The sequence below is a fragment of the Vulcanimicrobium alpinum genome, from assembly GCF_027923555.1.
GTDB lineage: Bacteria > Vulcanimicrobiota > Vulcanimicrobiia > Vulcanimicrobiales > Vulcanimicrobiaceae > Vulcanimicrobium > Vulcanimicrobium alpinum.
Map to the genome: position 1 here is coordinate 2,345,413 of NZ_AP025523.1, position 12,945 is coordinate 2,358,357.

Here is a 12,945-nt window from a genome sequence, read left to right on the forward strand (position 1 = left end):
GAGTTTCAGCGCGCGGTCAGCGGGAGGCGCGCGAACGCTTCGCGCTGCAGCAATTCCCAGGCGAGCGCAACGTCGTCGCGGGTCGTGCGTTCGTTGCCGATCGCGATGCGCAGCACGACGCGGCCGTAGAGTCGCGTCGATGAAAGATACACTTCGCCGGTCGCGTTGACTGCGTCCATGATCGCGGTGTTGAGCGCGTCGGCTTTGGCGTCTTCGATCCCGCCGGGCACGTACCGGAAGCACACGACCGAGAGCGGATGCGGCGCGACGACCTGCCAGTCCGGCGCGGCCTCGATCCACGACGCGAGTTCCTGAGCGAGCGCGATGTGCGCGCGCAGACGTTCCTGCATCCCGCGCACCCCGAACGCACGCAGCACGAACCAGAACTTCAGCGCGCGGAACCGGCGCCCGAGCTGCAGCCCGTAGTCCATGTAGTTGTGCACGCCGGTCTCCGGCGTCTCGAGGAAATCTGCGACGAGGCTGAACGTGCGCCGCAGCTGCTCGGGATCGCGCACGAAGAGCACGCTCAGGTCGACCGGGACGAACATCCACTTGTGGGGGTTCACGACGATCGAGTCCGCGTCGTGCGCGCCGTCGAGCAGCCAGCGGAACTCCGGCAGGATCGCGGCCGGTCCGCCGTAGGCGGCGTCGACGTGCAGCCACACGCTGCGCTCGCGGGTCACGGCGCGGATCGCCGCGACCGGATCGGTCGACGTCGTCGAGGTGGTGCCCACCGTCGCGACCGCGCACATCGGCCGGCGGCCCGCGGCGACGTCGTCGTCGATCGCTCGCGCGAGCGCCTCCGGCCGCATCGCGAACGCGTCGTCGACGGGGACGCGCACGACGTTCTCGCGCCCGAGCCCGAGCGCAATCGCGCCCTTCTCGACGTGCGAATGCGTATGCTCGGTGATGTAGACGCGCAGCGCGGGCAGATCGCCGCGGCCCGCCATCCCGCGCGCGCGGATGTCGAGGTCGAGGGACTCACGCGCCGCGGCGAGCGCCGTGAACCCGCCGATCGACGCGGTATCGTAGATGATCCCGTGCAGGGTCGACGGGAGGCCGAGCATCGCGCGCAGCCAGCCCAGCGTGACGTCTTCGAGCTCGGTCGCCGCAGGCGACGTGCGCCACAGCATCGCGTTGACGTCGAGCGCCGCCGCCAGCGCCTCGGCGAGGACCGCGATCGGCGCCGCGCTGATCGCGAAGTACGCGAAGAAGCGCGGATGGTTCCAGTGGGTGATCCCGGGGATCACCAGCCGCTGGAAGTCCTCGAAGATCCGCTCGAACGCCTGGCCTTCGACCGGCGCTTCGCTCGGCAGGGCGCGGACCAAGTCGCCGGGCTTCGTCTGCGAGAGGACCGGATACGAGCGCGTCTCGCGGTAGTAGCGGCCGATCCACGCGGCCACCTGGGCGAAGGCGCCCTCGAGGTCGGGATCGGCCGGGGTCATCCGGCGGAGATTGCGGTCGGCACGATCTCTGCGATTTGATCGATGTAGAGGGTCACGCCCTCCCCGCCGTGACTCCAGACGTAGACACTGAGGCTCCGGTCGGTCAATAAATCAGTACGGAGCCATCCGGTCCAGGCAGAACCGTCATGCAGCCGAACGCGAACCTCGACACCGGCAAGATGCCGGAGACGGGCGACGTCGTACGGCGGCGGAACGGGATCCACCGGCGGCTCCGCAGGTCGCTCGGTCGGCACGTCTGAGAGACGCCCCGGGCGGGGCGGCCGTTCCCAACCCGCGAAAAATCCGTCCGCGCCGCTACAGGAGTTCACATGAAATACCGCACGCTTCCGAACACCGAGATCACCGTCAGCGAAGTCGGCTTCGGTCTCTGGACGACCTCGACCGGCTGGTGGGGCGAGAAGACCGACGACGATGCGGTCGCGATGCTGCACGAGGCGCTCGACCTCGGCATCACGACGTTCGACGCGGCCGATACCTACGGCGACGGGCGCAGCGAAGTGCAGCTCGCGAAAGCGTTCGCGCACCGCCGCGGCGACGTGGTGTACGCGACGAAGTTCGGCTACGACTGGGAGCACCACTCGGGCGAGCGGCGCGGACAAAATGAGATCGAACAGGACTGGTCGGCGAAGCACGTGCGCCATGCGCTGGAAGGCTCGCTGCGGCGGCTGCAGACCGACTACATCGACGTGTGGCAGATGCACAACGCGCGCATGGAGCAGGTGCAGGACGGCGAATTGCAGGCGCTGCTCGAGCAGTTCCGCGTCGAAGGGAAGATCCGCACGTGGGGGATCGCGCTCGGCCCGGCGATCGGCTGGCTCTGGGAAGGCATCGAGGGCGCGCGCCGCAACATCCCGATGGTCCAGATGATCTGGAACATGCTCGAGCAGTTCCCGGGCAACGAGATGGCCGCCGCGGCGAACCAGTACAACGCCGACACGACGTACTTCATCCGCGTCCCGCATTCGTCGGGGATGCTCGAAGGGAAGTACACCAAGGAGACGGTCTTCCCGCCGACCGATCACCGCTCGCACCGCCCGCGTCAGTGGTTGCTCAACGGGATCAAGAAGATCGAGACGCTGCGCTTCCTCGAACGCGAAGACCGGACGCTCGGGCAGGCCGCGATCCAGTGGCTCCTCGCCGAGCCGCGCGTGATGACGGTGCTCCCGAATATCTACGACCGCGAGCAACTGCACGAGTTCGCCGCCGCGCCCGACACGCCGCGCCTGACCGCCGACGAACTCGCGCGCGTCAAGGAGCTGACGGCGACGAACTTCGGCGTCGGGCCCGAAGAGCACCGCTACAAAGGGACGATGCAGGCGCCGCCGGAGATCGAAGCCGCCGTCGCCGCGCACGCGTGAGCGCGCGCGAAGCGATTCACACCGCGACCGCACCCGCAGCGATCGGCCCCTACTCGCAGGCGATCGCGGCGGGCGGGTTCGTTTTCACCTCGGGACAGATCGCGCTCGATCCGGTCAGCGGGGCGCTGGTCGACGCCGAGGTCGGCGGGCAGACGCGCCAGGTGATGGCGAACCTCGCCGCGGTGCTCGCCGCGGCCGGGCTCACCTTCGGCGACGTCGTGAAGACGACGATCTTTCTTGTCGACATGAACGACTTCGCCGAGGTGAACGCGGTCTACGGCGAATCGTTCGCCGGCGAGATCGCACCGGCGCGTTCGACCGTCGCCGTCGCCGCGCTTCCGCGCGGCGCGCGCGTCGAAATCGAGGCGATCGCCCAGTCACGCTGAGCGCGCGCGGCGCGCAGAGCGTGACGCGTTAGGACGGCGGGAGCAGGGCCAACTCGGCGCGTGCGGCGCGCACGACGTCGGGTTCTTCCGAGGAGAGCGCGTGGCGGTACTCGTCGCGCGCGAGCGCGATCTTGCCCTGGACGTTGTACGTCACCGCGAGCAGATAGTGGAGGCGGCCGTCGTCCGCCGCAACGCTCAGACCCTTGATGAACGCTGCTTCGGCGAGCGGGAAGAAGCGGTGTTCGTTGTAGTCGTAGCCGAGGTTGATGTACGCTTCGGGCCGCATCGGATCGGAACGGATCGCGCGGTTGTAGTAGCCCGTCGCCGTCTTCCAGTCGCCCGTCATGTCGTAGATGTAGCCGATGTCGACGAGCGCCTCGGACCCTTCGGCCCGCACCTTGAGCGCGCGGTCGAAATACGGCCGCGCCGTCGCAGCGTCGTTCTTCTCCAGGTACGCTTCGCCGAGATTGACGAGGGCGGGATAATACTCGTGGTCGTTCTGCAGACACGTTTTGAGGTTCGCGATCGCGGGATCGATGCGGCGCATATCGACAAGCAGGTACGCGAGTTCGAGACGCCCGGAGCACGCCGACGGGCGCAGGCCCACGGCGCGGTTGAGCGCTTCGAGCGCGCTGTCGAACTGGTGCAGCTGGAGGCGCGCCTGTCCGAGTTCGGTCCACGCGGCGGCGTCGAAGGGATGATCGCGGGTCTGCGCCTCGAGCCGCGAGAGATAGACCGGCAGATCGCCGGCGCGCCGGTGCATGGTCACCAAGCCCACGTAGCCGCTGCGGTTGGGCAGGCTCTTCTGGAACTCGGCGATCGCATCGGCGATGCGATCCTGCACCGCGTAGAGCGAGCCCAGCCGGCTGTGCGTCTCGCGGTCGTCGGGGTCGAGCGCCAGCACGCCGCGCCAGATCTTCTCGGCCCGCGCGTAGTCCGGGACGCGGAAGTACAGGTCGCCCAGCAGCCGGCCCGCAGCGGCGTCGCTCGGATGCTTCGCGACGTAGGGAGCGAGCTCGTCGATCGCGCCCTTGGTGTCGCCGGCGGCGACCCGCGCACGTGCGGCGTCGAGGATCGCCGAGGGTGCCGCGTCGCCGGCCGTCCCGGAAGCGGCGGCCGCCGGAGGCGCTACCGCAGTCGCCTCGCCCCAAGCCGGCGCCGTCACGGCAACCGTGAACACCGCGGTGGCGACGATAACACCGAAGACACGCATAGCGCGCACTCCCTGGGGCGGACGTAGTATTCAGTATAGCGCCTGATGGCCGCGGGGCCTAGGGCCGATTGCGGCGGCCATGCGACGTTTCTCGCGGAGTGCCCCGCCGGGGCGGCGCCGAAGCCAGCCCGGCTATGGCGACCACGCAGACGAACGGTTCGGTCGGACGCTCCCGCGTCGAGACCGACTCGATGGGGAAGATCGACGTCCCCGCCGACAAGTACTACGGCGCGCAATCGGCGCGCTCGCTCATCCACTTCGACATCGGCGACGACACGACGCCGCGCGACGTGATGCCGCGCGAGATCATTCGCGCGATGGCCGTGCTCAAGAAGGCGGCGGCGCTGGTCAATCGCGACCTCGGCAAACTCGACGAAGAGAAGACGGCGCTGATCACGCAGGCGGCCGACGAGGTGATCGACGGAAACCTCGGCGCGCACTTCCCGCTGCGCGTGTGGCAGACCGGATCCGGCACGCAGACGAACATGAACGTCAACGAGGTGATCTCGAACCGCGCGATCGAGATCGCCGGCGGCGAGATGGGTTCGAAGAAACCGATCCATCCCAACGATCACGTCAACATGTCGCAGTCGTCCAACGACACGTTCCCGACCGCGATGCACATGGCGGCCGCGGAAGCGATGGTGGCGATGCTGCCGGCGGTCGAAAAACTGCGCGACGCGCTCGACGCGAAAGCGACGCAATGGGCGAACATCGTCAAGGTCGGACGCACGCATCTCCAGGACGCGACGCCGCTGACGCTGGGTCAGGAGTTCTCGGGCTACGTCAGCCAGCTCGACCGCGACCTCGTGCGCTGCCGCGAAGCGCTCGACGGGCTCTACGATCTCGCGATCGGCGGGACAGCGGTCGGCACCGGTCTCAACGCGCATCCCGAGTTCGCGGAGCGCGCGGCGAAGCGGATCGCCGAACTCACCGGCCTGCCGTTCCGCTCGCATCCCAATAAGTTCGCAGCGCTCGCGTCGCACGACGAAGTCGTGTTCGCGTCGGGCGCGCTCAAGACGCTCGCGGCATCGCTGATGAAGATCGCGAACGACATCCGCTGGCTCGCGTCGGGTCCGCGCGCCGGGATCGGCGAGCTGATCCTCCCCGAGAACGAGCCCGGCTCGTCGATCATGCCCGGCAAGGTGAACCCCACGCAGTCGGAAGCGATGACGATGGTCTGCGTGCAGGTCTTCGGGAACGACGTCGCGATCGGGTTCGGCGGCTCGCAGGGCAACTTCGAGCTCAACGTCTTCAACCCGGTGATGATCTACAATTTCCTGCACTCGTGCCGGCTTCTGCAGGACGCGTGCACGATGTTCCGAGAGCATGCCGTCGAGGGACTCGAAGCGAACGAACCCGTGATCGCCAAGTATCTGAGCGAATCGCTGATGACGGTTACCGCGCTCACCCCGAAGATCGGTTATGACAAGGCCGCCGAGATCGCGAAGAAAGCGCACCACGACGGCAGCACGCTCAGAGAGGCGGCGCTCGCTCTGAACTACATCAGCGGCGAAGAGTTCGACGCGTCGGTCGTCCCCAAGGAGATGACCCGCCCGAAGTAGCGCCCGGCCGGTTCCTGCGGCGTGGTACCATCGTCGCAGTGTCCGGTACCTCACGCGCCGGCGAGCACGGCGAGCGTCCGCTCTCCGTGCTCTCTGCGTCGCTCATCGCACTCGCGGTCGGAATCGCGCTGCTCACTCGGCTGGGCGGTGCGCTGGGCTACGCCGATTTCTACGGTGACCAGGCCCGAGACGCGTTTCGCCTGGTCGATATCGGGCACGGTGCCTGGCCGACGCTGGGTCCCGAGACGTCCCTCGCATCGTACCGCCTGCCGCCGCTGTACTACGATCTCATCGCTCCGGCGGCGCTCGTCCCGGCGATGCCCGCGCTCCAGGCGCTTCCGAACGCCATCTTCTCGATCGCGTCGGTTGCGCTCGTCTACCTCGTCGTGCTGCGCCTGCTTTCCGGCGCCCCCGCCCCGCGCCGCAGGCTGATCGCCGCGCTCTCCGCGCTGTGGTGGAGCGTCACGTTCGTCGACGTCTTCATCGCGAACCGCGAGTGGAATCCGGGGCCGATTCCATGTCTGCTCCTCGCGCTGGTCCTGTTGTGGAGCCGTCAAGCCGATCCGGAGCGTACGCCGGCGGACCGCGTCGCGACTGCGGCCGGCATCGGCATCGCGCTCGCCCTCGTCGTCAGCGCGCACAGCAGCACGCTCTTCGTCGTCCCGGTCGCCTTCGTGGTGATGAGCATCGTCCACGCGGCGTCCGGGCGCGGGCGCTGGGTCGAACCGGCGCTCTCGCTCGCGGTCGCCGCTCTGGCGCTCGCTCCGTACTGGATCGGCGATTCCGCGCGCGGCTGGGCGAATACGCACGCGATGATCGGCACGATTCTCGAAGGGGGCGGGAAAGCGGCGATGGGGAGCGCGAACGCCGGACCGGCTGCCCAGTTGCGCAACGCATTCTTCGGCTACACGGGAGCCGTCGGCCAGTTCGTCGCGCCGCAGGTGCCGGCGCTGCTGAGGAAGGCGCTCGTCGCCGCCTGGATCGTCCTTCCGTTTGCCGCGCTGCGTGGCTACCGCGGCGACCGGCGCGCGCTGCTCGCGCTCGCCGTCATCTGGGCCGCATACCTGTTCGCGGCCGCGCACGTGGCGGCGATTTACCCGCACTTTCGCCTGCCGCTGGCGTTCGCGGCGATCCTGATGACGGCCGTCGTGCTCGGCACGGCGAGCGCGACGCGCACCCATCGCGCGATGGTCGCGGCGTGCGCCGTCTTTGCCGCCGTTTCATTCGCGGCGAACATACGGGTCGACTCCGCGTTCCTCACCTCGAAATTCGGGCCGCACCGTCTGCCGACGCCGCACGATGTCGCGCTCGCCTTGCAGCGCGTCCCCGCGACGCAGCGCGTGTGCGAAGTTCACGATCTCTACGACGACTGGCTGGCGCAGCGGTATCTCGACGCCTACGTGGCGCATGCGCCACACGCGTTTACGACGCAGTGCCGTGCGAACGACTATCTCGTGCTGCCGCGGTATCGCTACGCGAACGAGACGCGCGAGGAGTACGAGACGACGGACTATCGAGTCGTCGACCTCGACGCTCGGACGATCCCCGCGCGTGCGGGTTACTCCGCAACGCTCAAGCCGGCTGCGGTCGCAGTCACGCCGCAGATGCAGGTCGTCCGCCTTCGCGCGGCGCTCGCGCCGAAGGCGCAGATCGGTACCGCGCAGTGACCGGCGCCTCACGTGTCGTCGCCGTCAGTTGCGGCGTCAGCGTCCTGCTCGGACTCGTCGGCATCGGCTCGCAGAGTCTGTGGTTCGACGAGGGCGCGAGCGTCGCATACGCGCATCTGGATCCTGCGTCCCTCGCCGCGGCGCTGCAGAAGAGCGATGTGTTCTTCGGACTCTACTACACGCTGCTGCACGGGTGGATCGCACTCTTCGGCGAGAGCGAGTCCTCCGTGCGGCTGCTCTCCGTGCTGTGCGGCGCCGCGTCGGTCGGAACGATCGCGTGGGCGGCGTCGCTGCTCGGCGGCCGCACCGCGGCCGCGTACGCCGCAATCCTCGCGGTGGCCGATGCGTTCGTGTTCGCGGTCTCGCGCGAGGCGCGCCCGTATTCGATGTTGATCCTCGTAAGCTCGCTCGAAGCCGTCGCGTTCCTGCGCGCGGCGCGGCGCCCGACAAGGCGGCGCTGGATCGTCTTCGCCGCGGCGGGCATCATCGGCGCGTACGTGCACCTCTTCGCGCTCTTGTCGATCGTTGCGTTCGGATTCTGGAGCGCGCTGAGACGGCGCGACCTGTGGAACTCCGGACTCCCGCTCGCGCTGGCGGTGATCGCCGCGGCCGCGAGTCCGATCGTCCTGATCGCCGCCCGGTACGGGGAAATCAACGGCTGGATCCAGCGCCCCGGACCCGGCGTAGCCGTGCGTCTGATGGCGGAGTTCGCCGGCTCGTGGCCGTCGTTCGTTCTCGCGGCGGTGGTCGTCATGGCTGCATTCTTCACCGCAAGCCGGAAGAAGCCGGTACTCCGTCACGGCGCCGTCGGCTTTCTGGCAGCGTGGCTGTGCGTTCCCCTCGCGATCGCGTATCTCGCCTCGCTGGCGAAACCGGTCTTCGTCGACAAGTACCTGGTCGAGGCGCTCCCCGCGTTGATTATCGCGGTCGCGCTGGCGCTGAAGGCGCTTTCGCGTCCGACCGTCGCCGCGGCGCTCGGAGCGTGGGTGCTCCTTTCGATCCCGGCGCTTCGTTCCGAGTACGGAACGGGGATCGAAGACTGGCGCGACGCGGCCTCGTACGTGTTCGCAAACGCGTCGCCGGGCGACGCCGTCTCGATCTATCCGCAGAACGGCTCGATCGTGTACGCCTATTACCGGCGCCGGCTCGGTGAGGCCGGACCGCCGATGATCTTTCCCCGCCGGACGCCGTTCCCGTTCGATACCCATGCCGATGCCGGCGCCGGGACGGTACCGGCGACCGCGTCGGACTATCGCCGACTGTGGCTGATCCTCGACCCGCTCGCCGAGAACCCCGAAGGGACGCCCGGGGCGGCGCGTTTTCTCGCGACGATCCCGCACCGCTTCCATCGCGCCGGACGCAAATGCTACCGGCGCATCACCGTGCTGCGCTTCGACGCGGCCCGTTCGCCGAAGACGTAGGGATCTGCGGCGGGGGTCGCCTTTTTCGGAGTGGAACGCGAATCTGATGATCGCCACCCTGGCAACGGGACCTAGTACTCCGGCACCGCCGGGGATGGGGACGCGGGTCTTCGCCCGCTCCGACGGGTCGCAATCCGCACAGCCCGGTCCCGTCGCGTCGCCGTCCGGTTCGCCGGCGTCGCCGTCGCCCGGCGCGTTCGCCGCCTCGTCGCCGTCGCCCGAGCTCGCGGCACGAGCGCGCGCGGAGTTTCTCGCCTGGCAGAGCGGTACGATCGATCTGTCGCGTTACAGCAGCGACGCGCACGCGCAGTTCATCCCCGACGCGGCCGCCGGCCGCGCCCAGTTCTCTGCGGCGTTCGTCGCGTCGCGGCGCGCGCGGCTGCAGTCGCTGGGCACGCTCGTCTCGTTCACGCAATTGCGCAAGACGACCACGCAGGGCGCGCAGATCTACGTCTACCGTGCGATCGGCGACAAGGGTCTCGAAGACATGGCGATCTCGTGGAACGAGGACGGCCTCGTGCAGTACATCGCGTTCCTCCCGCCCAAGACGAACTAACCCGCGGTGGCGATCGACCCCTACGACGCAGCTGCCGCGGCCCGGGACCTGCCCGCAACGTTCGCGCGCTGGCGTGCCTGGAGCGACGAGACGCGCGCGGAGCTGGCGCACGAGCGTGACGTGCGCTACGGATCCTCGGCGGATGAGACACTCGACGTGTTCGTGCCGCGACGTGGCGCGCCGCTGGTCGTCTATTTTCACGGCGGGTACTGGCGAAGGCTGCACAAGGACGACGTGACGTTCATCGCGCGGGGATTGGCGCCCCACGGCGTCGCGACGGCCCTCGTCAATTACGGACTCGCCCCGGCGGTTCCGCTCGAAGAGATCACGGCGCAGGCACAGCGTGCGGCGGCATTCCTGCGTGAACGCGCGAGCGACTACGGGTTTGCGGCCGAGTCGATCGTCGTCGCCGGGCACTCCGCGGGTGGCCACCTCGCGGCGATGTGCGCGGTCGACGCTCCGGTACGAGCCCTCGCGACCATCAGCGGGCTCCACGAGCTGCGCGCGGTCGCGCGCTCCCACGTCAACGAGTGGCTGCAGTTGGACGACGAGCGCGCGCGCCGGCTCAGCCCCGTCGCCTTCCCGCCCGCGGCCCCTTGCACGATCGCGGCGATCGTCGGCCAGCGTGAGAGCGATGCCTTCAAGGGCCAAGCCCGCGCGATCGTCGACGCGTGGACCCCGTACGGTTGCGACGGCGCCTACGTCGAGAGCGCCGGAGACGATCATTACGAGGTGTGCGACCGTCTGAACGATCCGTACGACCCGCTGACGATCCGCATCGCGAACCTGGCCCTGGGCTGAGGCGGGCTAGACCGTCTTCGCGGTGTAGCCCTGACGTGCGACAACTTTCTGCGTCGCAAAGGCGGCCGTCGCAGCCTTGGCCCAAGGCGAATCGCACGTGCCGTCGGATTCGTTCGCCGGGACCTCGGAGACGATGTCGTACATGAACTGCGTCTTCTCGAACTGCTTCGTCGAGACGCTCGCGCCCGCATAGACGTCCTGCGCGCACTGGTGATCGCAGCCGTGATACTGCGAGCGCGTCGCCTTCGCCGCTTCGAACGTGTAGTTCTCGAACGACGCCGCGAGTTTCTCCGCGTCGGTCGTCCCCGCGGCGCGGATGCGGTCGAACAGCGTCATCGCCGCCATGTACCCGAGATAGTGACGTCCGGAGATCGGGCCGCTGATTCCCTTGCGCATCCGCGCCCCGAGCTTCGCCGCCGACGGCGAAACGCTCGGCGCCCACAGCACCGGGAACGTCGCGCCCACCACTGCGTCGAGCGGCAAGGCCTTGTAGTAGATATCTTCGAGCGAGACGCCGGCCAGGCGCATCTTCTTGTTCAGCCCGAACTGCACCCATTGCTTCGCGGTATTCGCCGCGTCGAGCCCGCTGTTGCACAGCATCAGCACGTCGGCGCCGCTGGTGGCGACCTTGGTGAGCTGCGAAGAGAAGTCGGTGGTGCCGAGCGGGACGATATCGTGCGCCACCTCGGTCCCGCCGGCGCGCTTGAGCGCGTCGGAACATTGCGCGTACGCGTCTTTGCCCAGCGCGTAATCGGCTTGGATGAAGTACCACTTTTTGCCCAGCGCCAGCGCGCGACGCAGCACCGGCGCGAGGATCATGCGCGCGTTGGGTCCGAAGCGATACATCAGTTTCGAGGCGCGGGCGCCGGTGAGCGCGGAGTCCTGCGCGCCGATCGCGAGGTAGAACACGCCGTTCTGCAGTGCGAGCGCCCCGAGCGCCGCCCCGTTCGCCGACGACGTGCCTCCGAAGAGAACGTCGACGTTCTCCTGCGAGACGAGCCGCTGGCCTTCGGTCGTCGCGACCGCCGGCTTCGACGCGTCGTCACCGTACGCGAACTCGTACTTCACGCGGCCGCTCTTGTTCGCGTCTTCGAGCGCGAGCAGCGCACCGGCTTTGTGATACGCGCCCAGATCGGAGAACACGCCGCTGAACGACTCGATGAAGCCGACCTTCACCGTCGCCGCCGGTCCGGCGGCCAGCGTGAAGCGTGGGGCTGCGATCGCGGCGCCGGCGGCGGCACCGGAGGCCAGAAACGTCGAACGGTTCATCGATCCTCGATTCTTTCGGCGGAACGGTAAGCGGCCGCGTGCGGAAGGGCTCCGTACGCGTAGAGCCAATCGGTTTCGCGATAATCGCGCGAGTCCCGCGCGGCGAGCGAGGCGTTGCGCGCGCGCGCCCGCTCGACGGGAAGGTGCCAGTAGTCGCCCCAGGCGCGCGCGGTCGTCTGGACGCGTGCGGTGCGCGGGATCCGCTCGGCTTCATAGGCTGCGAACGCGGCGGCGACGTCGCGCGGGTGCGCCGCGACCGCCTCGCCTAGCGCGACCGCGTCTTCGAGCGCCTGCGCCGCCCCCTGCGCGAGATACTGCAGCATCGGATGGGCGGCGTCGCCGAGGAGCGTCACCCGGTTGAACGACCAGCGCGCCAGCGGGAGGCGGTCGTACATCGGCCAGCGCCGGTTGCGCCGGAACTTCGTCAGCGCGGCGCGCACGGCGTCGGTCCCGGCGCCGAAGTGCGCGTCGAGCTCGTCGGGCGTCCCCCAGTCGTCGGAGTGCGGATCGTAGCGATCGCTGCGGAAGACCGCGACTTGGTTGTAGAGCTCGCCGCGGCGTACCGGATACTGGACCAGGTGCATGTTCGGCCCGGTCCACAGCATCACGTTGTCGAGCCCGGCGTGCAGCGACATCTCGCCCATCGGGATCGCGCCCCGGTACGCGACGTATTCGGAGCACAGCGGTTCGCCGTCGCCGACGAGTTGGGCGCGCACTGGGGACCACAGGCCGTCGGCGGCGATCACCATCTCGGCATCGTAAACGCTGCCGTCCCCGCAGCGCACGCGTGCGAACGCACCGCGATCCTCGATCCCCGTCACGTCCTTGCTCGTCTCGAGCGCGATCTTGTCGTCGGCGCGGCACGCGGCGAGCAGGACGTTGAGCAGGTCGCTGCGGTGCATCACGATGTACCGGTAATCGTAACGCTCGACGAACGGCGACCCGAGATCGAGCGCCGTCACCTGCTCGCCCGTCAGCGCGTCCATCCACAGCATCCGCTGCGGAAACACGGCGTAGCCTTCGATCTGGCGCAGGACGCCGAGCGCGTCGAGCGCCCGCGACGCGTTCGGCGCAAGCTGCAGGCCGGCGCCGAGTTCGCCGAACTCCGGCGACTTTTCGATGAGGTGGACGCCCACGCCGCGATTCGCCAGCGCCAGGGCGGCCGCGAGGCCGCCGATGCCGCCGCCGACGATGAGGACCGGAACCGATCTCTCGCTCACCGGAAGACGCTACGCGATGCGAA

Annotated in this window: 12 protein-coding genes; 7 read left to right on the top strand and 5 right to left on the bottom strand. The window is 68.8% G+C overall.

Going from position 1 to position 12,945, the window contains the following annotated elements; genetic code table 11:
- Window positions 1-5 precede the first annotated feature (5 nt).
- Entirely contained in the window at window positions 6-1,445 is a 1,440-nt protein-coding gene (locus tag WPS_RS12130; RefSeq protein ID WP_317994743.1) for a pyridoxal phosphate-dependent decarboxylase family protein, read from the bottom strand.
- On the bottom strand, window positions 1,442-1,669 hold the full coding sequence (locus WPS_RS12135) for a hypothetical protein (protein ID WP_317994744.1): 228 nt from the start codon (window positions 1,667-1,669) through the stop codon (window positions 1,442-1,444). The genes WPS_RS12130 and WPS_RS12135 overlap by 4 nt, the downstream gene beginning before the upstream one ends.
- Before the next feature lie 105 nt (window positions 1,670-1,774).
- Between WPS_RS12135 and WPS_RS12140 the strand changes: the two genes are divergently transcribed.
- Together WPS_RS12140 and WPS_RS12145 are read left to right on the top strand one after the other, a co-directional pair.
- Window positions 1,775-2,824, top strand: coding sequence for an aldo/keto reductase (locus WPS_RS12140; protein ID WP_317994745.1), 1,050 nt, complete (start codon window positions 1,775-1,777; stop codon window positions 2,822-2,824).
- Window positions 2,821-3,210 carry a Rid family detoxifying hydrolase gene (locus tag WPS_RS12145; RefSeq protein WP_317994746.1) on the top strand — a complete coding sequence of 130 codons (390 nt, stop codon included), beginning with the start codon at window positions 2,821-2,823 and terminating at the stop codon, window positions 3,208-3,210. The genes WPS_RS12140 and WPS_RS12145 overlap by 4 nt, the downstream gene beginning before the upstream one ends.
- A 28-nt stretch (window positions 3,211-3,238) precedes the next feature.
- Here WPS_RS12145 and WPS_RS12150 read toward each other — a convergent pair whose 3' ends face one another.
- Window positions 3,239-4,423: a tetratricopeptide repeat protein gene (locus tag WPS_RS12150; RefSeq protein WP_317994747.1), complete on the bottom strand. Its 1,185-nt coding sequence runs from the start codon at window positions 4,421-4,423 to the stop codon at window positions 3,239-3,241.
- A 134-nt stretch (window positions 4,424-4,557) separates the two neighbouring features.
- On the opposite strand from WPS_RS12150, the gene fumC reads away from it, so the two are divergent.
- The 5 genes from fumC to WPS_RS12175 all read left to right on the top strand — a co-directional run bounded on the left by fumC (window position 4,558) and on the right by WPS_RS12175 (window position 10,433).
- Window positions 4,558-5,988 (top strand): class II fumarate hydratase, encoded by a 1,431-nt coding sequence (gene fumC / locus WPS_RS12155; RefSeq protein WP_317994748.1) that lies wholly within the window; start codon window positions 4,558-4,560, stop codon window positions 5,986-5,988.
- Between the two features lie 38 nt (window positions 5,989-6,026).
- The gene (locus tag WPS_RS12160) at window positions 6,027-7,655 is read left to right on the top strand and encodes a hypothetical protein (protein WP_317994749.1); all 1,629 of its coding nucleotides are present in this window, start codon (window positions 6,027-6,029) and stop codon (window positions 7,653-7,655) included.
- Complete coding sequence (locus WPS_RS12165; RefSeq protein WP_317994750.1) at window positions 7,652-9,076, top strand: glycosyltransferase family 39 protein; 1,425 nt, start codon at window positions 7,652-7,654, stop codon at window positions 9,074-9,076. The genes WPS_RS12160 and WPS_RS12165 overlap by 4 nt, the downstream gene beginning before the upstream one ends.
- Before the next feature lie 94 nt (window positions 9,077-9,170).
- Window positions 9,171-9,632, top strand: a complete 462-nt coding sequence (locus WPS_RS12170) for a hypothetical protein (RefSeq protein WP_317994751.1) — start codon at window positions 9,171-9,173, stop codon at window positions 9,630-9,632.
- 6 nt (window positions 9,633-9,638) lie between these two features.
- Entirely contained in the window at window positions 9,639-10,433 is a 795-nt protein-coding gene (locus tag WPS_RS12175; protein ID WP_317994752.1) for an alpha/beta hydrolase, read from the top strand.
- A 6-nt stretch (window positions 10,434-10,439) separates the two neighbouring features.
- On the opposite strand, the gene WPS_RS12180 is transcribed toward WPS_RS12175, so the two are convergent.
- Window positions 10,440-11,702: an ABC transporter substrate-binding protein gene (locus tag WPS_RS12180; RefSeq protein ID WP_317994753.1), complete on the bottom strand. Its 1,263-nt coding sequence runs from the start codon at window positions 11,700-11,702 to the stop codon at window positions 10,440-10,442.
- Window positions 11,699-12,922 (bottom strand): FAD-dependent monooxygenase, encoded by a 1,224-nt coding sequence (locus WPS_RS12185; RefSeq protein ID WP_317994754.1) that lies wholly within the window; start codon window positions 12,920-12,922, stop codon window positions 11,699-11,701. Before WPS_RS12185 ends, WPS_RS12180 begins: the two co-directional genes overlap by 4 nt.
- Window positions 12,923-12,945 lie beyond the last annotated feature (23 nt).